This is a genomic window from Pedobacter folensis, from assembly GCF_056490665.1.
On sequence record NZ_JBWJIF010000002.1, the window covers coordinates 468,640 to 491,584 of the forward strand.

Here is a 22,945-nt window from a genome sequence, read left to right on the forward strand (position 1 = left end):
AATGACGAATTATTGGTATAAAAGAAATGCCTTTGGGAACCACTCCAAAGGCATAATCAACCTAAACCTCAAACTAAACTATGAAAAACTCTTTTGCCTTATCAGGCTATATATTTTAATTCCTCAATGCGGAAAATATGATCTTTTACTTAAAGAGATAAATTAATAATTGTTTCTCTTTTTGGTGGTGCAAAGGTAAGAACAATTTATCAATTACAAAATATTTTTTTAAAAATTTATTTTTAATACAAATGTATGACAAAACAGACGTTTTGTAAGGGGTGGTTTTAAGCGTTAAATAGCTTATAATCTGATATTTGTATTTGATTTGTGCAGAAGTCGTATTCCTGTATTTGATTCGAACCAATTATCGTTAAGCGGTCTTTTCCGAAATTTTCGATGAGTTCGCGGTACCAACTTATTCCCTGAACGTCTAAATTGCTCGTTGGTTCGTCTAAAAATAAAATTGGCGTATCAGTGCAGCAGGCCAAAGCTAGTTTGGTTCTTTGCTTCATTCCCGATGAAAAGTATTTAATTTCTTTGTTGGTTGCTTTTTCCAGTCCTAATATGCCGATAAGCTTTTTAGTATCAAGGCCTAAGGCAAAATTTTTGAATTTAAAATGGAAATCGATGATCTCTCTTAAGGTGAAGGTTTCCACCAATTCGAGGTACGGTGCTGCCAAACTGATGTATTGGTAAATGTTCTCTACAGGAATATCTTTGGTGTCTGAGAAGGAGATTTCTCCTTCAGAAGGGGATAAACTGCCCGTCAGCACACTTAATAAGGTTGATTTACCAGAGCCGTTAGGTCCTAATATGGCGTAGCTATTGCCAGAAGAAAATTCAGTGCTTAAATTCCTGAAAATCCACTCTTTATTAAACCTTCTGCCAACATTTTGTAAAGTGATGTTCATTTGTGCCGGGCGTTTAGGGTTTAGCGTTAAGTGGCTTAGACATGCAAACGCTGTTATCAACGCCAATGTATTGTCCGTAGTTGGGGGTGATGTGATAACCCATCTTTTGATAAAGCGCAATGGCTTCGGGCTGTTTCTTGCCGGTTTCTAAAACACATGCCGCAAAACCGAGTTCTGTAGCCCAGCTTTCTAATTCATTTAAAACTTTAGCCGCTATGCCCTGGTTTCTGTAATCCGGGTGTACAAACATTCTTTTAACCTCGGCTTCAGTTGCTGAAAAAGGCTTTATAGCACCGCAACCAACAGGGCTTCCATTTTGATAGGCGACAACCACTTCTTTAATGGTATCGACTTTATTAAATTGAGCATAAAACGCATGGTCATCACCATCTCTAAGCGCTAAATCTTTATCCAATAAAGCAACCAAATTCCTAAAATCGGTATCGTCTGAATTGGTCCTGATTAGCGTTAAATCACTCATGAATATTTATTAGAATTTGGTCAAGGCAATGGGTTTCACCCTCTACCTTAAACCCTTCAGCCTGCTACCTTAATTAGCTTCCCATTCCGAAGCCCTTCATTACCCCACGGTTAGAATTGCGGATAAAATCTACAATTTCATCACGGATTTCAGTAGGTTTAAATTCGGCTTCGATCATGTCTAAAGCTTTGGTTACATTATTGTGTTTTACAAAAAGTACACGGTAAATTTCCTGAATCTCGTCAATCTGCTCGTTGGTAAAACCTCTTCTACGTAAACCTACAGAGTTAATACCCGCATAAGAAAGTGGCTCGCGGGCCGCTTTAACATAAGGAGGAACATCTTTACGCACCAATGAACCACCGGTTACAAAAGCATATGAACCCACTTTAACAAATTGATGTATAGCCACCAAGCCTGCCAAAACTACATTGTTTCCAATGGTAATGTGGCCAGCTAATGTGGTGCTGTTGGAGAAAATACAATTATTGCCAACCTCACAATCGTGCGCGATGTGCGAATACGCCTGAATTAAACAATTGCTACCGATAGTGGTTTTCCATTTGTCTTTAGTACCACGGTTAATGGTAACACACTCACGTATGGTGGTATTGTCGCCAATTTCTGCAGTCGTAATTTCGCCTGCAAATTTTAAATCCTGCGGTTCGCCAGAAATAACAGCACCAGGAAATATTCGGCAGTTTTTACCGATACGTGCGCCATCCATAATGGTCACGTTCGATCCGATCCATGTTCCCTCTCCAATTACAACGTCTTTATGTATCACTACAAAGGGTTCAATTACCACGTTTTCGGCAATTTTTGCCTGAGGATGTATATATGCTAAAGGTTGTATCATTATTGAGCGGGTTCTGCTTGTTTAACTTTTGAGATTTGAGCCATCATTTCGGCTTCGACAACGATTTTTTCGCCAACCATACCCACGCCTTTCATCTGGGCAATGCCCCTTCTGATGGGTTCAAGTAAATCGCAGCGGAAAACAATAGTATCGCCAGGCAAAACCTGAGCTCTAAAGCGTACGTTATCTATTTTTAAGAAATAGGTTAAATAATTTCTAGGATCTGGAACGGTGCTTAACACTAAAATACCACCAACTTGAGCCATAGCCTCAATTTGAATTACACCAGGAAAAACCGGTGCACCAGGAAAGTGACCTTTAAAAAACTCCTCATTCATGGTTACGTTTTTAACGCCTACCACGTGGTTTTTTGAAAGCTCTAGTATTTTATCAACAAATAAAAATGGTTGGCGGTGAGGCAAAATATCCATAATCTGAACTACGTCATATAATGGTTTTGCACTGGGATCGTAAACCTTTTGTATTTTTTTGTTTTTCTCTTTTTTAATGGCTGCTTTAATCTTTTTTGCAAAAGCAACGTTTGCTGCGTGGCCTGGACGGGCCGCCATAATATGGCCTTTTAAATGCATCCCAACCAAAGCCAAATCGCCAATCATATCCAATAATTTATGACGGGCAGGTTCGTTTTGATAACGCAGTTCCATGTTATTTAAAATCCCCTGAGGGGCAACATCGATATCTTTACGATTAAATAATTTAGCCAGGTGGCTTAATTCATCTTTCGTAACTTCTTTATCTACAATTACAATGGCGTTATTTAAATCGCCACCCTTAATTAAATTGTGAGATAATTGGTATTCCAGTTCGTGTAGAAAGCAGAAAGTACGGCAAGAAGCAATTTCTTTCTTAAACTCTGCAATGGTATTAATGCCGGCATGCTGGCTGCCCAAAACAGGAGAATTATAATCAATCATACACGTAAAACGATAATCGTCTAACGGCATGGCTACAATTTCTACTTTTCTATCTTCTTCGGTATAGGTAATGTTATGTGGAATGGTGAAATACTCGCGATCTGCATTTTGCTCAACTGAACCTACTTCTTCCAGCAAATCAACAAACTGGATAGAGCTGCCATCCATAATGGGTGTTTCTGGTCCGTCTAATTTAATGAGCACGTTATCAAGGTCCATACCAATCAAAGATGCCATTACGTGTTCTACAGTACTTACGCTGGCTCCATTTTGGGTTAGCGTAGTACCTCTTGAGGTATCTGTAACGTTATCTGCATCGGCTTCGATAATCGGGTGGCCATCTAAATCAATACGCTGAAATTTAAAGCCATGATTTTCGGGGGCCGGGCAAAATGTTAAAGTAACATTAGCGCCTGTGTGTAAACCAACACCAGATGCTGATATTTCTTGTTTAATCGTTTTTTGTCTAACGTTCATTGTGTATTGTATTCTTTTCCAGTTCAGCTGTAAGCTTTTTCAATTCCTCTTCGAGCGCGTTTATTCTTTTTTCTACATCTGGAAGATGTTTGAAAATTACGGAGGCACGCATCCAGTTGCGCAGTGGTTGCGCCGGACTACCATGCCATTGTTTATTTTCTTCAGTAATATTAAAATTGATACCGGCCTGCGCGCCAATTTGGGTGCCTTTAGCTAACGTTAAGTGCCCGGCTATACCCACTTGTCCGCCAACAACACTGTTAGGGCCAATTTTTGTACTGCCTGATATACCTGATTGTGCAGCTAAAACGGTGTTTTCGCCAATCTCTACATTGTGCGCAATCTGGATCAGATTGTCGATTTTTGCACCTTTTTTCACAATTGTTGATCCCATTGTTGCACGGTCAACCGTTGTGTTTGCCCCAATTTCTACATCATCTTCGATAATGACATTTCCGATTTGTGGTATTTTATTGTAGGTGCCATCCTTTTGCGGTGCAAAACCAAAACCATCGCTTCCGATAACAGTATTGGAATGGATAACAACCCTGCTACCGATTACCGAGTTGTGATAAATTTTTACACCAGGGAAAAAAGTGCTGTTATTGCCGATTTTAGAATTAGCGCCAATAAAAGTTTGCGCATTTATTTTACATCCATCTGCAATTTCTACGTTTTCGGCAACATAGGCAAAGGCATCGATAAATACATTTTTGCCAATTTTTGCTGTTGGGTGCACAAAAGCCAGCTTATCAATTCCAGATTGTGCTGCCTGTGCGTTTACCGCCTCGTTATATTTATCCAGCAAAATCGTAAAAGCACTATAAGGATTTTCAACCCTGATTAAGGTACTGGTATAAGGCTGGGTAGGCGCAAAGTCCTTTGAAACGATAACGACAGAAGCCTGAGTAGAATACAAGAAGTTTTCATACTTAGGGTTCGAAAGAAAAGACAAAGAGCCTTCCTTTCCGTCTTCTATTTTAGAAAGTTCGGTAACGGCTACGTCAGGGTTACCATCAATGGAACCGTTTAGAAACTGACTTATCTGCGTGGCAGTAAATTGCATCGTACAAAGGTATATGTTAAATTGATATGAACAAAAAAACCTGCTCGGGTTAACTGTGTATATTTTACACAATAATAAGACTTAAAACGGCACTAAAAGTTAAATATTTTGTTAAATAACCTTAAATCCCTCTGGGGTAACAGAGGATATATTTTTCTACAGTTTTTTGCAGCGACTCCAGATTTGATAAATCAGAGGCCTTTGCAATATCTACAATATCGTTATTTTTCATCAAAATCTTAATATTTCCAACGCCTGCATTATAAGCACGGTTTTGGATAGAATCGGTAAAAACAAAATAACTGGCTTCTTCCGGCTTAATTTCTAATAAATTAACCGCGGCATCCTGCAAAAAGTTTACACGGTCTTGATTTGCCATTTCATTACCCATTTCTACTTTATAAAGATTTCTGGAAGTAAGCATTTTACATAAGGTAGACAAAATTTTATCCGGGTGTTTGGTCCAAACCTTAACTGCGGCATAAATGTCCTGATCATCCAGGTTGGTAAAATGTTCAAGATTTTCGTGCTGGGCGAAGAAATTGGCCTCATTAATATCGTTTTTTAAGAAATAATTTAATGAGGGTGAAGCAAATAAATCGGTTCCTGTGACTGATAATTCTTTGGCACGCTCCAATAGCTTTACCAAAATCATCTCGCCAGAAATAACGGTTTTATGCAGATAAACCTGCCAGTACATCAGCCTGCGGGCAATTAAAAACTTCTCGATAGAATAAATGCCTTTCTCCTCAATTACCAGATTATCGTCGTAAACGTTAAACATTTTAATAATCCGGTCGAAACTGATTACCCCTTCGCTAACCCCTGTAAAAAAGCTGTCGCGGTTTAAATAATCCATTCTATCGAGATCTAACTGACCAGAAATCAATTGATGAAGAAACTTTTTAGGATAGGTGCCGTTAAAAATTTCGATGGCATGTGTTAACCGCCCATCAAAATGTGCGTTTAAATCGTGCATCAGTTTTGCCGAGATATCTTCGTGTTTGATTCCACTTACCAAAGAATGTTCTAATGCGTGCGAAAAAGGGCCATGGCCAATATCGTGCAGTAAAATGGCCAAAATGGCGGCTTCTTCTTCGCCCTCGGTGATGTTATGCCCTTTACTTCTTAAAAGATTAATGGCCAAACTCATTAAATGCATGGCACCTAAAGCATGATGGAAACGAGTATGTAATGCCCCCGGATAAACCAAATGTGTCATTCCAAGCTGTTTGATATAACGCAAACGCTGGAAATAAGGATGTGAGATCACATCGTAAACTAATTCGGATGGAATGCTGATGAAACCGTATACCGGGTCATTTATTATTTTCTTCTTGTTCAATCGTTAAAAATAGTTAAATAGATAGATACGGTACAAAAATTGCTATTTTTATTTATAGTTTGATTTACCTGCCAAAATTAAAAGGCAATACTTACCTATTTTTACAAAAACATGCAAGAAACTAAAATATTATGGGCCGATGATGAAATCGACTTATTAAAACCGCATATATTATTGCTAAATGATAAAGGGTACAATGTAACCACATTTACCAACGGGAACGATGCGTTAGAGGCCTTTGGGAAAGCTCATTTTGATCTGGTTTTTTTGGATGAAAATATGCCAGGGATGAGCGGGATTGAAACCCTTTCGGCCATTAAAAACCTTAATCCCGATGTACCTGTTGTGCTGATTACCAAAAGTGAAGAAGAAAATTTGATGGAGGATGCGATTGGTAGTAAAATTGATGATTATCTGATCAAGCCTGTAAACCCTAAACAGGTTCTGTTAACCATTAAAAAACTGATTGATAACAAACGTCTGGTAAGCGAGAAAACTTCTATGGCTTATCAACAGGATTTCCGCCGGTTGGGGATGACCCTAGGCGATAGGCTCAATTATGAAGAGTGGGTGGATGTGTATAAAAAAATCGTTTTCTGGGAGCTGGAACTAGAAAAACTCGACGATCCGCAGATGCATGAAATTTTGACCATGCAAAAACAGGAAGCCAATACACAGTTTTCTAAATTTATTGAGGAACATTATTTAGGCTGGATTAAAGAAAAAGATAAAGCGCCCTTACTTTCTAACGAGTTATTAAAGAAAAAGGCCTTCCCGCATATTAGCGATACTACACCAGTATTTTTTATTCTGATTGATAATTTACGTTACGATCAGTGGAAAATTATCAATCCATTAATTTCTGAATATTTCAGGATTGATGAGGAAGATATGTACACCAGTATTTTACCTACGGCTACACAATATGCGCGTAATGCCATCTTCTCTGGATTGATGCCGCTGGATATGGAGAAACGTTTCCCTCAGCTTTGGCAGAATGATGATGATGAAGGTGGGAAAAACATGCATGAGGAGGCATTTTTGGCCGATAATATTAAACGCAACATCAGAAAAGACTGTAAGTTCAGTTATAACAAGATCTTAACTTTCGAACAGGGAAAAGATTTGGTAGACCAGACCAATAATTTGTTACAGAACGATTTTAACGCCATTGTATTCAACTTTGTGGATATGTTGAGCCATGCCCGTACCGATATGCAGATGATCCGCGAGCTGGCTAACGATGACGCCGCTTACCGCTCGTTAACCCTATCCTGGTTTGAGCATTCGCCACTTTGGGATTTATTGAAAAAAATCTCTCAGAAAAAGGTGAAAGTGATCATAACCACCGATCATGGGACAATCAGGGTTAAAAAACCGGTTAAAGTAATTGGCGACAGGAGTACAAACACCAATTTAAGGTACAAACAGGGTAGAAACCTTAATTTTAATGCCAAGGAGGTGTTTTTGATTAAAAATCCTCATGATGCGTTGTTGCCTAAAATCAATATCAGCAGCAGTTATATTTTTGCAAGGGAAGACAGTTATTTCGTTTATCCGAATAATTACAATCAGTTTGTGAATTATTACAATGAAACCTTCCAGCATGGCGGGATTTCACTGGAGGAAATGATTATTCCGGTAGTGACGTATTCGCCGAGATAAATATCAAGTTACACGTTTAGTCTATTGTCATCTTGAGCTTGTCGAAAGATCAGTAATTTACTATGTTGGGTCTTCGACAGGCTCAGACTGACAAATCGCAAAATAATCAGGCAAAAGCAATGCAATTATGTATTACTTTTGCCTTTATTTTTTTAAAATGGATATCGAAGTAAATAGTTTAGCCGATTTACCTGCTGTTGCACAACAGCTTTCAGATTTTGCCGGGAGCCAAAAAGTCTTCATTTTTGAGGGCGATATGGGGGCTGGAAAAACAACTTTCATTAAAAATTTCTGTAAACATTTAGGTGTTGATGACGTGGTTTCGAGTCCTACTTATTCCATCGTTAATGAATATGAAAGTCCTAACGGTTCGGTGTTCCATTTTGATTTTTATAGAATAAAAGATATTCACGAAGCCTATGATTTGGGCTATGAAGAATATTTTTATGGAGGTGGCGTTTGTTTAATAGAATGGCCGGAACGAGTGGAAGAGTTATTGCCCGAAAATCATATTAAGGTTGAGATAAATGTGCTGGATGAAAACCGCAGATTATTCAGGTTTTCGAAGGTATAACAATTAGTTATCAATAAATTAACAGATTTTCCTTACCTTGAACAACCTAAAACTACCAAAATTTTAATTCAACATGGCTACAGGATTACGCGAAGGAATGGCCGATATAGCTCGTCAGGGTTTACTACAAACGCAAGAGGCAAAGTTAGAAACCAGAAATAAAAAAAACAGTCTATACATAGGAATACCCAAGGAAATTTCTTTCCAGGAAAATAGAATAGCGCTAACCCCTTTATCTGTGGCGCTGCTCGTTAACAACGGGCATCGTGTGGTTTTGGAAAGCGGAGCGGGCACAGGCGCAAATTTTTCGGATACCGAATATGCTGAACAGGGTGCTAAAATTGCCTATAACAAAAAAGAAGTTTTCGATGCTGATATCCTGGTGAAAATTGCACCACCCATGTTAGAAGAGATCGAGATGATGCATAAAGGGCAAACACTCATTTCTTCGTTGCAAACCGGAACTTTAAAGCAAGATTACCTGAAGGCATTAATGCAGAAAAAAATTAATGCATTATGTTTTGAGAATCTTCGCGACGAAGGGAATGTACTCAGTGTGGTACGCGCCATGAGCGAAATAGTGGGGTCTACCTCCATTTTAATTGCTGCAGAATATTTGAGCAATGTAACAGGCGGGAAAGGTTTAATGCTTGGTGGCTTTACCGGTGTTCCACCAACGGAAATTGTCATTTTGGGCGCAGGAACAGTTGGTGAGTATGCCGCCAGAACAGCTTTGGCATTAGGGGCCGAAGTAAAAGTTTTCGATAGTTCCATTTACCGCTTACGCCGCCTGCAAAATAATTTGGGTAGCAGGGTATTTACTTCGGTAATGCAGCCTATCGTTTTGAATAAAGCCATTGTTACCTGCGATGTGGTAATCGGTGCCATTAGAGCAAGCCATGGCCGCAGTCCATGTATTGTAATGGAAGAAACTGTTGCACGCATGAAACCGCATTCGGTGGTAATTGATGTAAGCATTGATCAGGGAGGCTGTTTTGAAACTTCTGAGGTGACCAACCACACCAATCCCGTGTTTAGAAAATACGATGTAATTCACTATTGTGTACCCAATATAGCTTCCCGTGTACCGAGAACGGCATCTTACGCTTTAACGAATATTTTTGCTCCCATTTTATTGGATATAGGTGAATTTGGCGGTTTAATGAACATGGTTTGGAATAATCCGGGTATTCGCGAAGCACTTTATATTTATCAGGGTAATTGTACTAATAAAGACCTGTCTGATATGTTTAATCTGCCCTTTAAAGATCTTGAATTATTGGTGGTTTCGAATCAATAAGCAAAAATGTAAAATGGACGATGTGAGCTGGATAATGGGTTACCTTTTGACACTTGCTACTTGACATTAAAAAAAATGAAATTCAACCTCTTTACGTTATTTCTTTTCCTCTCGGTGGTGGCTTGCGCTCAAAATAAACCTCTAAGCGTAAAAAAGCTGGTGGTGATAAGTTCCTATAATCAATACCTAGCAGCGATCAAAACAAATCCGGATAACGAACTGGTTGAAATCAAAAAAGCCATTCCCAATATCAAGTTAGATATCCGCTACGCCACTAAGAACAACTTTATGCAGCAGGTAATGTATAAACAGGCGAGGGCTTTTGCCCGAAAACCAGTTGTAACATCATTAAAAAAAATCCAGAAGGAATTAAATAAAAAAGGCTATGGCTTGAAAATATTTGATGGTTATCGTCCTTATGCGGTTACCATTGAGTTTTATAAAAAGGCCAGCGATAAAAATTTTGTGGCCAATCCGGCAAAAGGATCTAAACATAACAGAGGTTGTGCGGTAGATTTAACTTTGATTAGCCTGAAAACAGGTAAAGAAATACCAATGCCAACCCCTTACGATAGTTTTTTGGCCGCTGCTGCTGCGAAATACGAAAATGTATCGCCAGAGCTTAAGAAAAACCGCGATTTTCTGATCGCTATCATGCGTAAATACCAGATGAACGTACTAGAGAACGAATGGTGGCACTACGATTTTTCGGGATGGAAAAAGTACGACTTGATGGATATTCCCTTCGAGAAGCTTTAAGGGTTCATTAGTTCAGCTGTCATTGGTTTATTGGGCTGGGAGCATATCAGATTAGTCTCGTCATCCTGAACTTGTTTCAGGATCTTTTGGGTAAATAAGTAGACGCTGAAACAAGTTCAGTATGACGATGGCAGGTTTACAAATGATGCGGTTTCCCGTATTGCTCCATTTTTACCCTTGCTTTATCTTCCTTTACTGATAATTCAAAAATATAATCGTAATCATCGTCTGTTAATTCCTCCTTAGGCTTTTTGCCGCCAAAGGCTTCAATAATCTCCAGTACGGTGTTCGAGTGGCCGGCTACAATAACAGTTTTGCCAACATAATTGGTTTTAATGCTGTCAACAAGCGATTTAATGTCTTTATAATCGATCACCTTCGGAATCACTAGCGAATCTAGGGTTTGGTGCGTTCTTTTAGTTGGGGTGGCAAAAGCAACATCGAATTTTACCTTTTTTAAGTAGGTTGCTAAATCTCCTGCACGAATCCTTCCTTCATCAGAGAGATTGGGGTTGGTATCCTGTGGATTGGACTTATCTTTCTCTGCGTGTCTAACAATCCAAACATTGGTGGTTTGTGCAGAAATTACATTGGCAAAGAGAAGCGTTAACGACAGGAATACGAACAGTTTTTTCATGTTATAAATATTGAAAAATTAATTGGATAAGGAAAGGTTAAAAATTTATAGCTGTTATCAGCTTTTCAATATCCTCTTTTTCGTGCCAGGCAGAAAGGACTATACGATCTAAAATTTTGTCGTTGGGATTTGGATAAGGGAAAGACGAAATCAGGATCTGCTGTTGTAAAAGACGTTCTGAAAAGTTTACATCGCCCAGCAGATAGACCGGAAAACCATATTCGTGTTTCCAGGTAAGATTTGAAACCGTTTCGAACATTGCCATATTGTTTTTCAGTTTATTTAGGGCCTTTCGATATATTTCTTCCGCATGGATAAAGGCATAAAGTGCGGCTGGGCTTGGTGGAGAAGCACCAATAAAGGTGTTTGCGGCTTTAAGTTTAAGAATCATTTTATCTGAGGCCAAAACCAGGCCTGCATCTACACCTAGTGCTTTTGCCATCGAGGCAACCACTATATTTTCGATGTTTTCTTGTTTGGGAAGATTTGCGATAGCGCTCGTCCCGTTATTATTTACACCGATTCCATGCGAATCGTCCACTACAAGAATTATATTTTTATCCTGACGGATCTCTTTTACAAAGTCGAAGTCATAAATTTCGGGCACAAGGTTGTTCATCGAATTGCTGATCAAAACCCAGGTTTTTTCTTCCGATGAATTTATGCTTTCAATCGTTTCTGCAGCCCAATCTCGAAATAACATTAAATTTTTGGTTTGATTTTCTGCCAGCCAAAGCGAGGGGTGTGTAGCCGGAGCATAAATTACTTTTCCTAATTTCGACAGTTCTTTAACGGTAAGCTGCGCCGCCAAATAACCACTCGACGTAATCAGTGCGGCTTCAGTTCCGTAGCGTAGTGCAGCTACTTTTTCGGCATCATCATAAATACCTAATTGAATGTTGTTGGTACGACTTGTTCCGTTGTTTAAACCGAACTTTTTAATCCCTTCGATATATAAATCAATGAAATCCTGATTTTTGGGAATGCCCAGATAAGCTGTTCCGCCAAAATATAAATAGGTCTTTCCCTCAATATTTATGTGGTTAGCAAAAGGCTGATCAATCGATCTGAAGTTAGGTTTCATATTAATTGTAGTTTCTCCCAAGCTCATCATTGGCAGCACGGATAATAGATTTATCGCCATTGTCGTCATGGTAGAATTCCCAGAACATGATTCCATTTGCCATATCTTTGGCGAGTTTAGCTTTTTTTCTGGTGGTTATCGTTCCATTAAAGTAAAATTGAACGCCATCAATTAATGCATTATCTAAACTTACATCGGCCCCCGCGGTTACAAAATCACGGTAGGCCTTGGCCGAGTTACTCGCATTTTTACCATAAGCCGGGATACCCAAAACAGCTTTCTCCTTCGGCATGCCACGGGTGCTTAACCAATAATTTAAACTGGCAACGGCCATGTTGTACGATGCATGTTGAATAGGTTCGTTTTTATCCCAGCCAATGCCATCATAAACCATAATATTAAAGAAATCTAAAACAGGGAAAACTTCCGATTTTAATCCATCTCTAATACTGCCGGCATATACACCCGGGGTAATGGCCGCACTTAAAAATTTATGGTATTTGTGTAACGAATCTGAAAGTTCCTTCATCAGGAGCACGTAATTGTCTGCCGATCCATCGCTGGTACTTGGGTATTCCCAATCCATATCTACGCCATCCAGATTGTTTGTTTTGGCAAAAGTTAGCACATTTTTCACAAACAGGTTTCTGGCCGTTGCAGATGCCGCCATGGTTACAAAAATACTTTTCGTGCCCGATATCGATATGCCTGTTTTTACACCATTAGCCTTAGCCTTTTGCATTACGGTTGTAAATCGACCAGGTTGTTCCAATGTCGCTAAGCTTCCGTCAGTATTGGGGTTTAGAAAAGCATAAAAGAGGTGCGTAATCATTTTGAACTTCGAATCTGCCACACCCGCCGGATCCCGGTAGCTAGGAAAATAGCTCACAATTTTAAAACTATTGTCGGGTATATAGGGTGTTGCAGGTATAGGAGGTCCAGTAGGATCGGTTATGGGATCGTTTTTCTTACAGGATGATATGACCAGCAGGATAGAAATGCCCATCAATAAATAGATTTTTTTCATAGGGTAGGTATTAACTGATGTTACATATACTTAAAAATTATCGTGTATATAAGTGATTATCCTCACCATTTCTGCACGTACCTCGGCAGTTGGTTTTACAAAGCTGTTGTTCATGAAAGAATAGATATAGGTTTTACCTTTCTTAGTGAGTACATAGCCACTTTGATTATGAACACCACCCAGCGAGCCGGTTTTCCCAAAAACAAAAGGTTTGTCGGTTTTGGGGTAAGCGCTTTTTAAAGTACCACTTTTTCCACCTGCAGGTAACAGGTTAAAAAGCTTTTCCGGATTGTTTACCAATTTGTAAATGGAATCGAGAAGGTAAACATTATCACGCGGCGTAAATAAATTCTGACGGGACAGTCCAGATCCATCAGCCCATTTTACTTTATCGGGCAAGAAAGAAAGGTAGTTTTTAGTAATGTAATCAATCGCTTTTGTAGTACTCAATGTATCGCCAATCTGATTGGAGCAAACCAATAACAAATGTTCGGCGATAAAATTATCGCTGGGTAACATCATGTGTTTTAAAACCGAATCGCGCTTAGCGCCCGGTAAAGTTTTAGCATAGGAGGGTATTTTAAAATCGACAATGCCCACTGCTTTGTGCAGGGTATCTGATAATATTTCGACGGTAACCTGTGCACTGGTTTTATATGGGTTTTGCTGATTATAACCTGGCGGCACTGAAACGGCCGGATAATGAAAACGATTGCTTAAAAAATCTCTGCTTACCTGGAAACTACCAGCTTTTTTGGTAGAATCTATTTCAAAACAGGGCGCAAAAACCTTTGGTTCGATGTTGATTTTATTTGGAGTAAGATAAGTAGAAGTAACCATGTTATCCATAATTGGCATTTCGGTAATTTCTGGCTGATAATAATAATCGTAATCATCCCACGACCAGCCGTCGCCAAAAAAACTTCCCGAATATCTTCCCGGAGAAAAGAATAGTTTTTTGTTCGAAGCCAAAAGAAAATTGTAAGCCGATTTGTCTTTTACGGCAAACTGTAAAAAAGCCGGATCGCCTGTGCCCCAGAAAATCAATGAATCATTCCGCTCAATATATTTTAAAGCAGGCATTAAATCTGGCAGCATTTTTAAACTCGCAAAAAAAGTATAAAGTTTGGTGTTAGATGCGGGTGTGAAATACTTATCGGCTTCTTTCTGATAAATCATTTTTTGATCTGCAGGATTATAAAGCGCGAAACCCACCTGATACTGTTTGATTACCTGCGAATTTTTGAATGTTTTAGCTACTTTTTTCGAAATGATCTTATTGGTTGAACAACCCGTTAACAAACAAACAGCGAGTACAAATGCAAGAAAAATAAAATTATAGCTTTTTAAAGGAAACATGTTCTAAATTTAGGGGGACATAATTATCAACTAATTTATTAAATTTAGTTTAATGTTAACCAAATATAGCCCCGGTGTAATAATCTGTTTACGCAAATTCACAATTTGTTTGGGCTTGGTATTGCTTACTTTTTCCGGATTTGGACAGGAATTCCTTTTTAAAAGAAACCGGCAAAAACAGTCCATTTCTTTTAAGTGCATTAAAAACCTAATGGTTATTCCGGTATACGTAAACGGGAAAGGACCCTATGATTTTGTGCTAGATACCGGCGTTGGACCGATGATTATTACCGATCCATCCATTATCGATTCTTTGAATTTTAGTAAACTCCGTAAAATTAAAGTTTCTGGCCTGGGCATCGAAACCGTTGAAGCCTATGTTTCTCAAAGTCTCGATGTTAAAGTAGGCAGCACAAACATTAAGAATATACCAACGGCAATCTTAAAAGAAGATCTTTTTAACCTGTCGGGGCACTTGGGACTGAAAATTTATGGATTGTTGGGCTTTAGTTTTTTTAACAGCTTTATTGTTGATATCCGTTACAGTGAAAATAGGCTGATTATTTACGATCGCTACGCCAAGATTAAATACCGTGGAAAAAAAATACCCATTGAGATAGAGAATCAGAAACCATATATTCTGGCCACTGTTGATGTTCCCGGGGGCAAAGCTGTTGAGGCCAGGTTTTTAATGGATACCGGTGCCAGCCATGCTTTATCACTCGAAATGTTAAATGGAACTGAATTCCCCCTGCCTGAAAAAAAAATCAAAGCTAATCTCGGGATGAGTATCAGTGGGCAGATTAAAGGATACGTGGGTCGCGTAGGTAAATTTAATGTTGGAGGTTATCCTTTTAAAGACGTTGTTGCCGGATTTCCCGATTTTAAGACTATTGCAGACAAGATCGATTTATCAAAGCGAAATGGAAATTTAGGGGCTGATTTATTGCGGAAATTTAACATCCAGTTTAATTACCAGGAAGGCTTTATTTATGTTAAACCCAATGGATTAAGTAAAACCCCTTTCGAGCACGATATGATCGGTATGGTGCTTTATCTCGATCAGAAAGAGTATAAAAGAGTATTGATTGGCGAGATAGACGAAAATAGCCCGGCAGAAAAAGCGGGACTATGTCCTGATGATGAAATTATTGCGGTAAACTTTAAAAGCGTAGATGCTTATACTTTAAACGAGCTGACCGAAATGTTTAAATCGAAAGCCGATAGAAATGTAATTTTCGAAATTTTTAGAGATAATCAAGTCTATTTTAAGGTGGTGCGCCTTGAAAAGCGGATCTGAAAAGCGTAATTTTCCAGTTACAAAACAATTGTCGTGTAACAAGATTCTAACTTTAACCTCTTATTGTCAAGCAAACTAACTTTTATATACACATGAAGAAAAACTTTAAGGTACTTGCCCTTGCAGGTATCGTAGCACTTGGTGTAGCCGGATCAGGTTCCGTATATGCCCAGAAAAAATCTAAAACCACAAAAGGAGCAACTCCAGCAGCGCCAACTGCAACTCCGGCAGCAGCTCCAAAAAAAGAAGGAATTAAACCATTCTCAGAAGTAATTACCGCAAAAGCCAGAACAACAAACGGTTTATTTAAAACACACAAAGTAGACGATAAATGGTATTTTGAGATACCAGATTCGATGATCAACCGCGAAATGCTTGTGGTTACCCGTTTAGCAAAAGTACCTGCGGGCGTAAAAGTTGGCAACCAGCAGTATGGTGGGGAACAATTAAACGAACAAGTGTGGAAATGGGAGCGTAGAGGTAAACAAGTTTACATTCGCGTACCAAGTTATTCAACAAAAGCCGATCCGAACAGCGATATGTACGAATCGGTACAAAACTCTAATCTTGCACAGATTTTAGCCAGCTTTGAAATTAAAGCTTATAATAAAGACACTACAGGTGTTGTAATTGATGTTACCGATTTCTATAACGGTGATGTAATGGCGATTGGTGCTACCGATCAGATCCGCAAGGCTTATAAAGTGACCATGTACGATGCAACACGTTCTTATATCGATACGGTAAAAACTTTCCCTATTAACGTTGAAGTAAAAACAGCTAAAACATATCGTGCAGCAGAATCTCCAACCGATAATAGTAATGGAGCAGTTACTTTCGAATTCAATACATCGATGTTGTTATTGCCAAAAACCCCTGTAAAAGCCAGAATAATGGATAGCAGAGTTGGTTTCTTTGGTCAATCTCAAATTGATTATGGAACCAATGCACAAAAGGCAGAGCGTACAGCCTATATCCACCGCTGGAATTTAGTTCCGAAAGATACCAATGCTTACAAACGTGGTGAATTGGTAGAACCGGTAAAACCGATTGTAATTTATATCGATCCTGCAACACCAAAAAAATGGGTGCCGTTTTTAATCCAGGGTATTAACGATTGGCAGGTGGCATTCGAAGCGGCTGGTTTTAAAAATGCCATCATTGGTAAAGAAGCACCAACACCGCAACAAGATCCTCAATTTAGTGTAGAAGATTCGAGATATTCGGTTGTTCGTTATTTTGCATCAGATATTGCAAATGCTTATGGTCCGCACATTAGCGATCCGCGTACCGGACAGATTTTAGAAACGCATATTGGTTGGTACCATAATGTAATGAACCTGTTGCGCAACTGGTATTTTGTACAAACAGCAGCCATTAACCCAGAAGTACGTAAAGCTAAATTTACTGATGCACAAATGGGCGAATTGATCCGTTTTGTTTCTTCACACGAAATTGGCCATACTTTAGGTTTACCTCATAACTTTGGCTCAAGCTATGCTTACCCGGTAGATTCATTGCGTTCGAAAGCATTTACAGATAAACATGGTACTGCGCCATCTATTATGGATTATGCGCGTTTTAACTACATCGCTCAACCTGGCGATGGCGTAACCAAACTTCACCCTCAAATTGGAGAATACGATAAATGGGTAGTGAAATGGGGATACTCCTGGATTCCTGGAAACAAAACTGCAGAGCAGGAAAAAGAAATTTTAGATCAGTGGACATTAAAAAATGCAGGTAATCCGCTGTATTTCTATGGCCGCCAGGGAACTTCATTAGATCCTCGTTTGCAAAGCGAAGATTTGGGCGACAATGCGATGAAAGCAAGTACTTATGGTATTGCCAACTTAAAACGCATTTTACCTAATGTAGAAAAATGGACTTACCAAAAAGGAAAAGACTATAGCGATTTAAAAGAAATCTACACAGAAATTGTTGGCCAGTTTAACCGTTATATGGGACATGTGGCTGCAAACGTTGGTGGATTAAGCGAAAACTTTAAAACCTACGAGCAAAAAGGACCGGTTTACGCTTATTTGCCTAAAGCAAAACAAAAGGAAGCGGTTACCTTTTTCAATCAACAGCTATTTACGACGCCACTTTGGTTAATCAGCAATGATCAGTTGAGCAAATTTGATAACGGTGTATTGTTAAACCGCATTAAAAGTGTTCAAGCGAATACTTTAGGCAACTTATTATCTGCTCCGCGTATTGCACGTTTGTTAGATAACGAAACTAAAAACGGTGCAGCCAAAGCATACACCTTGCCTGAATTATTTACTGACTTAAGATCATCGGTATTTGTTGCAGGAAGAGCAGATGCATTTAAACGTAATTTACAACGTGCTTATGTAGACCGTTTACAAGATTTAATGACCAAAGAAGCAGAACTTCCGGTTGGATTCCCTGCAGATTATGCTGCAAGTTATGGTTTAACGCCAATCAATGTTGGCTTATCTGATATCAGACCATTGGTTAGGGCAGAGTTGAAAACCTTATTGGCTACAACAAAAGCCAGGGCAGCAGCGGGCGATGCCATTACCAAAGCACACTATGAAGATTTAAATATCAGAATTAAAGATATTTTAGATCCGAAGAAATAAAATAATTAAATGTTGGAGGGATTGAATGATAGCATGTTCGCTTATTGAGCGCCCAAATTCACTCATTATCTAATCTACTCAATCGAAATTAAAAGGACGGAGCAGATCATTAAATTGATCGCTCCGTTTTTTGTTTTGGCTCGTTTGTATAATTCTTGATGCTTTAAGCTAAACCCACAACAGTTTTTTAATTTTATGATCAAAACGGCTATCATGCTTAAAAAAATAACATTTGCCATTGCTTTATTTACCTGCAGTTTATCTGTTTTTGGCCAAAGTGCAGATTCGCTAACGATCGTAAAAACCAAATGGCAGAAAAACAGGGTTGCCAAACAGGTGGTTTTATACCGGCATCACTTTGATCAGAAAAATCTTTTCGCTGCAAACGAAAATATTTCTTTTCTCGAAATTAAAAATACAGGACGAAAAGCAGTATTCGCCATTGGTGCAGAAGAAAAGGAACTGATTGCGACCAGTAGTATTGGACTGCGCGATACCGCAATTGCTGCGGTCAACGGCAATTTTTTTGATGTGAAAAATGGAGGCTCAGTAGATTTTGTTCGCGTTAACGGAAAAACCATTAATACTAACCGCCTGGACAAGCATGGCAATCGGGCAAGGCACCAGGAAGCAGCGCTTGTTATTGAAAACGGAAAGATTTCGATCAAAAAGTGGGATGGAACAACCGACTGGGAAACCAAATTAACTGCCCAAAATGTTTTGCTAAATGGACCATTATTAACCTTAAACCGTGTTGATGAAATACTAGATACAGCTGGATTTAACCGCTTGCGTCATCCGCGCACCTGCCTGGGCATAAAACCAAACGGGAGGGTAATTTTGTTAACCGTTGACGGAAGAAATGAAAACTCCGCAGGCATGAGTTTGTTCGAACTAACCAAATTAATGCGTTGGTTAGGCTGTACCAGTGCCATTAATTTTGATGGTGGTGGTTCTACCACTTTATGGGTAAACGGCATGCCCGATAATGGTGTTGTTAACTATCCAACCGACAATAAAAAATGGGACCACGAAGGGCAGCGTAAAGTAGCTAATGTCATTTTGGTGAAAAAACAAGCCCGCAGATAAACCGGCATCTATAACAAGCATGTTTAGCTCTGGTTAAAAAAACTTATTTTAGCCAAAGATTTTCTTGAAATGATTAAAAATACAATATACTTTTTCTTTTTTGTGCTGATGCTTTCTGCCTGTAAATTTGGCTCTAAAACCAGCGATCCAACTTTAAGAGATTTTACTTTCGAGCCTGTAAAAGCCATTCGCTATCAAGAGGTAAAACGCCGGTTTAAAAATGGACTTTCTTTTAACGCAGAAGGTTTTATGCAAAAACCATCCTGGATTATTGAAGTGGTTAAAGAAGATACCATGTCGGCCTGGAGTCCGCAGAAAAAGAAGATGCAGAAATTTTATATGCAGTACGATCACGGAAACGTATATAATTTCGCCGCAGAATTTTTTAAGGTGAAACACATCAGTAAAGATAGCCTGGTTTTTCAGCGTGTGCAGGTAGAAGGAAGGGTGATTGCCGCCGATGTACGTTCGGATGTAAACATGACCTTTTACGCACAGGATTACATTAAAAATAAATTAAAAACCACGGCTGCTGACCTGCAAAAACCAACCAAAGCCGATACTGCTTTTATTCTGGAACGATGTAATAAGGTAAACCGGAATAGTAATGATGCTTTCGCTGCTACAGACCCGGTTCAGTTTATCCCTAAAAGTAAAATTGCACGGGTAGAAAAAATCAGTACGGTAGACCGTGCGAACAATAGAACCGAGGCTTACGATTACATGTTTCCGCAGTATATTATTCGGATAGACCGGGCTTATAAAGATTTTGCTTACCAGGTTGCAGCCGTTGTTGATTTTCAGGGAGGCATACATGTAAAAACGATTTATAACGTGCTTCCGGAGAATAAGGAGGCTAAGAAAAAAGTGGCACAGGGCATAGCCGATATCTACGTTCGAAACCTTTTTGATGTGGCTCCCGGAACAACGCTGGGGATTCCACACAATAGCGAAATTACTTTAACAATAATTGGGAAGGCAATTAAAAAGCCTTAGTAATCTGCTATTTACAAAATTTTAACGTTAAAAAAATGTTAAAATTTATTTTGATTTTAAAAATTAAAACTTACCTTGCATACTTAATTTTAATATTTAATACAATGCAAGAAGGCACAGTAAAATTCTTCAATGTAACTAAAGGTTTTGGCTTTATCATCCCTGCGAATGGCGATAGCGAAATTTTTGTTCATTCAACAGGTCTTATCGACGAAATCCGTGAAAACGACAAAGTTCAGTACGAAGTTGCTAACGGTAAAAAAGGCTTAAACGCCGTTAATGTGAAAGTAATTTAATTTATTTATCATATTTACAGAGAAGGCTGCTTTCTTGCGATGGCGGCCTTTTTTTGTTTTATTTTTCGAGGACTGAACTCTTTCGGGATCTTTTTCACTTATTCAGGACCTGTTGAATTCCCGCAGATGTCGCAGATAGCGCAGATGAATAAAATCTGCGTCAATCACTTTGATCTGCGGGCGCTATTTAGCGTTCTTACTTCTGGGCAACTTTCTTCCTTAAAAACTGATCCAAAAAAATTAATCCAATCACCAGGTCTGCAAAAAGAAACGCATAAATAGCCGTAGGTGTAATGTATTGGTTTAAATTGAAATCCAAATTCACCTTCAAATCGAATGCAGGCATGTCGAGCTTAACCTTATAAAACACATAACCGATTAAGGCTAGTAAAGAGATCAGGAAAAAGCCCCCAATGCTATAAATAATCTTTTTGTCGACCTTCGTTTTCATTGCTACCGGGGCCGGGGCTGCTGCAATACTTTCCATTACATTCCTGTTGAACGACATAGAGGGTTCGTCAAGATCGAGCTCATTAAAAACTAAATTGAGCTTTAACAGATCCTCGTACTGCGATTTAATCTCAGCATCCGATTCTATTTTTTCTTCGATGGCTTTTTTTGAAGAATCATCCAAATTCCCATCAATATAATCCCAAAGCTGTTGTTCTATTGTGTTCATAGTAACTCCTTTACTTCATCTTTTAACAAATATTGTAATTTTTCTTTAAGTCTTTGCCTCGCTCTGTGCAACTTAACCTTTATCGTGTTGGGCTCCATATGCAGCGCCTCGCCAATTTCTTCCAAACTCTGTTCACCCTTATAAAATAGCGTGATAATAGCGGCATCGTCTGGTAAAAGCTGGGTAATGGCAATATTTAAAAAAGCATGGCTATCCTGTTTCTCGTAACCATTCGCATTAAAACTGGAAGTCTGGTTTTCGAGCTGCAATATGGCACCTTCATCATGAATTGATGTGGTATCTAAACGGTTTTTCCTTAAAAAAGTCATGGCCGTGGTATACGTTATCGAGTACAGCCAGGTACTAAATTTAGCCGTTTGTTTAAAGGTTCCCAATGCTTTATAGGCTTTTACAAAGCAATCCTGCGCAATTTCTTCGGCATCTTCCCTGTTTTTCGAAAAACGTAAAGCAAGGGTAAATACAAACCGCTGATGGCGTTTTACCAACAAGGCATACTGATCGGTTTCGCCATTCAATACCTTCTGGATCAGCTCTAAATCTGTAGGTTTTTGCTCCATGTTTAGCAATAAGACTACATTAAAGATAAGTAGGTTACACGTGAAACATCATTAAAGAGATTTATTATTTATTCGTTGCCTGGTGGATAATAAACTTAGTATAGTTTTTTGGAAATGAAAGGGCAGTTTTTCATGGCGAACAGCAGGTTTATGAACATCGTGTGTGCTCATGGCAGCCCTAAAAATGAAATGCTGCTCTGGCCATTTGGCCCCGGTTGAAGCGGTACCCTGCAGGCTGAGGTACGAAGCCAAAGCGTACAAGCGCAACACGGGAACCAGGTTGGTTTTTTATGCAGGCGCTGCGCTCCAAAAAGAAAATTAGCTGATCACCAAGAAGAGATCATTTTTTTTATTGGAAATGAAAGGGCAGTTTTTCATGGCGGACTGTAGTCCTGCTGTTCGCTATAGTCCCGACGTGAAGTCGGGAGCTGCCGCTGCCATCAGGTTTATGAACATCATGTGTGCACCTTGCAAATCCTAGAAATGAAATGTTGTGGCGTGCCGAAACTTGCGAAATTTCATCCTGCTCCGGGGCCTGTTAAACTTCGCAAGGTGCCACGCACTAATGCGAAGCGAAGAACTTTAATCCTGCAATTGATCCAATAAGCGTACAGATAAAAAATATCCGCCAGAAGGTTGCGGGTTCATTGAAATAGAAAATGCCGATAATTACGGTTCCTACAGCACCGATACCTGTCCAAACAGCATAGGCAGTTCCCATGGGTAAAGTTTGAGTGGCTTTATTTAGCAATAAAAAACTTAAAATAATGCAGACAAAAAAAGCGGTACTCCATTTTATATTCGAAAAATTGTTCGATAATTTTAGGCAGGTGGTAAAGCCAACTTCAAAAAGGCCGGCAATAATTAAGATAATCCAGTTCATAATAAATGTGTTTCTGCAAATTTAAGGCACATT

At 39.0% G+C, this 22,945-nt stretch carries 22 protein-coding genes; 9 read left to right on the forward strand and 13 right to left on the reverse strand.

Annotation, left to right across the window (positions count from 1 at the left end; all coding sequences use genetic code 11):
• Window positions 1-287 precede the first annotated feature (287 nt).
• The 6 genes from AC04QZ_RS10620 to AC04QZ_RS10645 all read right to left on the reverse strand — a co-directional run bounded on the left by AC04QZ_RS10620 (window position 288) and on the right by AC04QZ_RS10645 (window position 6,077).
• A complete protein-coding gene (locus AC04QZ_RS10620; RefSeq protein WP_478357748.1) occupies window positions 288-914 on the reverse strand; it encodes an ABC transporter ATP-binding protein in 627 nt (208 codons plus the stop codon).
• 13 nt (window positions 915-927) lie between these two features.
• A complete protein-coding gene (locus tag AC04QZ_RS10625; protein WP_478357749.1) occupies window positions 928-1,395 on the reverse strand; it encodes a GNAT family N-acetyltransferase in 468 nt (155 codons plus the stop codon).
• Between the two features lie 73 nt (window positions 1,396-1,468).
• A complete protein-coding gene (lpxA, locus tag AC04QZ_RS10630) occupies window positions 1,469-2,254 on the reverse strand; it encodes an acyl-ACP--UDP-N-acetylglucosamine O-acyltransferase (protein ID WP_025141731.1) in 786 nt (261 codons plus the stop codon).
• Complete coding sequence (locus AC04QZ_RS10635) at window positions 2,254-3,666, reverse strand: bifunctional UDP-3-O-[3-hydroxymyristoyl] N-acetylglucosamine deacetylase/3-hydroxyacyl-ACP dehydratase (RefSeq protein ID WP_478357750.1); 1,413 nt, start codon at window positions 3,664-3,666, stop codon at window positions 2,254-2,256. The genes lpxA and AC04QZ_RS10635 overlap by 1 nt, the downstream gene beginning before the upstream one ends.
• Window positions 3,656-4,732: a UDP-3-O-(3-hydroxymyristoyl)glucosamine N-acyltransferase gene (lpxD, locus tag AC04QZ_RS10640; protein ID WP_086548525.1), complete on the reverse strand. Its 1,077-nt coding sequence runs from the start codon at window positions 4,730-4,732 to the stop codon at window positions 3,656-3,658. The genes AC04QZ_RS10635 and lpxD overlap by 11 nt, the downstream gene beginning before the upstream one ends.
• A 121-nt stretch (window positions 4,733-4,853) precedes the next feature.
• Window positions 4,854-6,077 (reverse strand): HD domain-containing protein, encoded by a 1,224-nt coding sequence (locus tag AC04QZ_RS10645; RefSeq protein ID WP_478357751.1) that lies wholly within the window; start codon window positions 6,075-6,077, stop codon window positions 4,854-4,856.
• A gap of 111 nt (window positions 6,078-6,188) precedes the next feature.
• Between AC04QZ_RS10645 and porX the strand changes: the two genes are divergently transcribed.
• From porX to AC04QZ_RS10665, 4 genes are all read left to right on the forward strand, one after another.
• Window positions 6,189-7,742, forward strand: a complete 1,554-nt coding sequence (gene porX / locus AC04QZ_RS10650; RefSeq protein ID WP_478357752.1) for a T9SS response regulator signal transducer PorX — start codon at window positions 6,189-6,191, stop codon at window positions 7,740-7,742.
• A gap of 157 nt (window positions 7,743-7,899) precedes the next feature.
• A complete protein-coding gene (gene tsaE, locus AC04QZ_RS10655) occupies window positions 7,900-8,316 on the forward strand; it encodes a tRNA (adenosine(37)-N6)-threonylcarbamoyltransferase complex ATPase subunit type 1 TsaE (RefSeq protein WP_478357753.1) in 417 nt (138 codons plus the stop codon).
• A 73-nt stretch (window positions 8,317-8,389) separates the two neighbouring features.
• Window positions 8,390-9,616 (forward strand): alanine dehydrogenase, encoded by a 1,227-nt coding sequence (locus AC04QZ_RS10660; RefSeq protein ID WP_086548528.1) that lies wholly within the window; start codon window positions 8,390-8,392, stop codon window positions 9,614-9,616.
• 75 nt (window positions 9,617-9,691) lie between these two features.
• Window positions 9,692-10,375, forward strand: a complete 684-nt coding sequence (locus AC04QZ_RS10665; RefSeq protein WP_478357754.1) for a M15 family metallopeptidase — start codon at window positions 9,692-9,694, stop codon at window positions 10,373-10,375.
• A gap of 136 nt (window positions 10,376-10,511) precedes the next feature.
• Here the strand turns inward: AC04QZ_RS10665 and AC04QZ_RS10670 are convergent, their stop codons facing one another.
• The 4 genes from AC04QZ_RS10670 to AC04QZ_RS10685 are packed head-to-tail and all read right to left on the reverse strand — an operon-like array spanning window position 10,512 to window position 14,482.
• A complete protein-coding gene (locus tag AC04QZ_RS10670; RefSeq protein ID WP_478357756.1) occupies window positions 10,512-11,012 on the reverse strand; it encodes a phosphoglycerate mutase family protein in 501 nt (166 codons plus the stop codon).
• 37 nt (window positions 11,013-11,049) lie between these two features.
• The gene (locus AC04QZ_RS10675) at window positions 11,050-12,096 is read right to left on the reverse strand and encodes an aminotransferase class I/II-fold pyridoxal phosphate-dependent enzyme (protein WP_478357757.1); all 1,047 of its coding nucleotides are present in this window, start codon (window positions 12,094-12,096) and stop codon (window positions 11,050-11,052) included.
• Between the two features lies 1 nt (window position 12,097).
• Window positions 12,098-13,123: a glycosyl hydrolase family 18 protein gene (locus tag AC04QZ_RS10680; protein WP_478357759.1), complete on the reverse strand. Its 1,026-nt coding sequence runs from the start codon at window positions 13,121-13,123 to the stop codon at window positions 12,098-12,100.
• Between the two features lie 30 nt (window positions 13,124-13,153).
• Window positions 13,154-14,482 carry a D-alanyl-D-alanine carboxypeptidase gene (locus tag AC04QZ_RS10685; protein WP_478357760.1) on the reverse strand — a complete coding sequence of 443 codons (1,329 nt, stop codon included), beginning with the start codon at window positions 14,480-14,482 and terminating at the stop codon, window positions 13,154-13,156.
• Window positions 14,483-14,693: 211 nt separating this feature from the next.
• Here AC04QZ_RS10685 and AC04QZ_RS10690 point away from each other — a divergent pair, with 211 nt between their 5' ends.
• From AC04QZ_RS10690 to AC04QZ_RS10710, 5 genes are all read left to right on the forward strand, one after another.
• Entirely contained in the window at window positions 14,694-15,782 is a 1,089-nt protein-coding gene (locus AC04QZ_RS10690; RefSeq protein WP_478357762.1) for an aspartyl protease family protein, read from the forward strand.
• A gap of 92 nt (window positions 15,783-15,874) precedes the next feature.
• Window positions 15,875-18,391: a zinc-dependent metalloprotease gene (locus AC04QZ_RS10695; RefSeq protein WP_478357763.1), complete on the forward strand. Its 2,517-nt coding sequence runs from the start codon at window positions 15,875-15,877 to the stop codon at window positions 18,389-18,391.
• Between the two features lie 213 nt (window positions 18,392-18,604).
• A complete protein-coding gene (locus AC04QZ_RS10700; protein WP_478357764.1) occupies window positions 18,605-19,480 on the forward strand; it encodes a phosphodiester glycosidase family protein in 876 nt (291 codons plus the stop codon).
• A gap of 69 nt (window positions 19,481-19,549) precedes the next feature.
• Entirely contained in the window at window positions 19,550-20,476 is a 927-nt protein-coding gene (locus AC04QZ_RS10705) for a hypothetical protein (protein WP_478357765.1), read from the forward strand.
• A gap of 104 nt (window positions 20,477-20,580) precedes the next feature.
• A complete protein-coding gene (locus AC04QZ_RS10710; RefSeq protein WP_010599196.1) occupies window positions 20,581-20,772 on the forward strand; it encodes a cold-shock protein in 192 nt (63 codons plus the stop codon).
• Window positions 20,773-20,968: 196 nt separating this feature from the next.
• On the opposite strand, the gene AC04QZ_RS10715 is transcribed toward AC04QZ_RS10710, so the two are convergent.
• From AC04QZ_RS10715 to AC04QZ_RS10725, 3 genes are all read right to left on the reverse strand, one after another.
• A complete protein-coding gene (locus AC04QZ_RS10715) occupies window positions 20,969-21,451 on the reverse strand; it encodes an anti-sigma factor family protein (RefSeq protein ID WP_478357766.1) in 483 nt (160 codons plus the stop codon).
• A complete protein-coding gene (locus tag AC04QZ_RS10720) occupies window positions 21,448-22,029 on the reverse strand; it encodes an RNA polymerase sigma factor (protein ID WP_478357767.1) in 582 nt (193 codons plus the stop codon). The genes AC04QZ_RS10715 and AC04QZ_RS10720 overlap by 4 nt, the downstream gene beginning before the upstream one ends.
• 562 nt (window positions 22,030-22,591) lie before the next feature.
• A complete protein-coding gene (locus AC04QZ_RS10725) occupies window positions 22,592-22,912 on the reverse strand; it encodes a DMT family transporter (protein WP_057931064.1) in 321 nt (106 codons plus the stop codon).
• Window positions 22,913-22,945 lie beyond the last annotated feature (33 nt).

Bases quoted from the DNA above. Each gene is read 5' to 3' on its own strand.
- AC04QZ_RS10620 (WP_478357748.1), bottom strand. From the start codon at position 914: ATGAACATCACTTTACAAAATGTTGGCAGAAGGTTTAATAAAGAGTGG.
- AC04QZ_RS10625 (WP_478357749.1), bottom strand. From the start codon at position 1,395: ATGAGTGATTTAACGCTAATCAGGACCAATTCAGACGATACCGATTTT.
- lpxA (WP_025141731.1), bottom strand. From the start codon at position 2,254: ATGATACAACCTTTAGCATATATACATCCTCAGGCAAAAATTGCCGAA.
- AC04QZ_RS10635 (WP_478357750.1), bottom strand. From the start codon at position 3,666: ATGAACGTTAGACAAAAAACGATTAAACAAGAAATATCAGCATCTGGT.
- lpxD (WP_086548525.1), bottom strand. From the start codon at position 4,732: ATGCAATTTACTGCCACGCAGATAAGTCAGTTTCTAAACGGTTCCATT.
- porX (WP_478357752.1), top strand. From the start codon at position 6,189: ATGCAAGAAACTAAAATATTATGGGCCGATGATGAAATCGACTTATTA.
- tsaE (WP_478357753.1), top strand. From the start codon at position 7,900: ATGGATATCGAAGTAAATAGTTTAGCCGATTTACCTGCTGTTGCACAA.
- AC04QZ_RS10660 (WP_086548528.1), top strand. From the start codon at position 8,390: ATGGCTACAGGATTACGCGAAGGAATGGCCGATATAGCTCGTCAGGGT.
- AC04QZ_RS10665 (WP_478357754.1), top strand. From the start codon at position 9,692: ATGAAATTCAACCTCTTTACGTTATTTCTTTTCCTCTCGGTGGTGGCT.
- AC04QZ_RS10670 (WP_478357756.1), bottom strand. From the start codon at position 11,012: ATGAAAAAACTGTTCGTATTCCTGTCGTTAACGCTTCTCTTTGCCAAT.
- AC04QZ_RS10675 (WP_478357757.1), bottom strand. From the start codon at position 12,096: ATGAAACCTAACTTCAGATCGATTGATCAGCCTTTTGCTAACCACATA.
- AC04QZ_RS10680 (WP_478357759.1), bottom strand. From the start codon at position 13,123: ATGAAAAAAATCTATTTATTGATGGGCATTTCTATCCTGCTGGTCATA.
- AC04QZ_RS10685 (WP_478357760.1), bottom strand. From the start codon at position 14,482: ATGTTTCCTTTAAAAAGCTATAATTTTATTTTTCTTGCATTTGTACTC.
- AC04QZ_RS10690 (WP_478357762.1), top strand. From the start codon at position 14,694: ATGGTTATTCCGGTATACGTAAACGGGAAAGGACCCTATGATTTTGTG.
- AC04QZ_RS10695 (WP_478357763.1), top strand. From the start codon at position 15,875: ATGAAGAAAAACTTTAAGGTACTTGCCCTTGCAGGTATCGTAGCACTT.
- AC04QZ_RS10700 (WP_478357764.1), top strand. From the start codon at position 18,605: ATGCTTAAAAAAATAACATTTGCCATTGCTTTATTTACCTGCAGTTTA.
- AC04QZ_RS10705 (WP_478357765.1), top strand. From the start codon at position 19,550: ATGATTAAAAATACAATATACTTTTTCTTTTTTGTGCTGATGCTTTCT.
- AC04QZ_RS10710 (WP_010599196.1), top strand. From the start codon at position 20,581: ATGCAAGAAGGCACAGTAAAATTCTTCAATGTAACTAAAGGTTTTGGC.
- AC04QZ_RS10715 (WP_478357766.1), bottom strand. From the start codon at position 21,451: ATGAACACAATAGAACAACAGCTTTGGGATTATATTGATGGGAATTTG.
- AC04QZ_RS10720 (WP_478357767.1), bottom strand. From the start codon at position 22,029: ATGGAGCAAAAACCTACAGATTTAGAGCTGATCCAGAAGGTATTGAAT.
- AC04QZ_RS10725 (WP_057931064.1), bottom strand. From the start codon at position 22,912: ATGAACTGGATTATCTTAATTATTGCCGGCCTTTTTGAAGTTGGCTTT.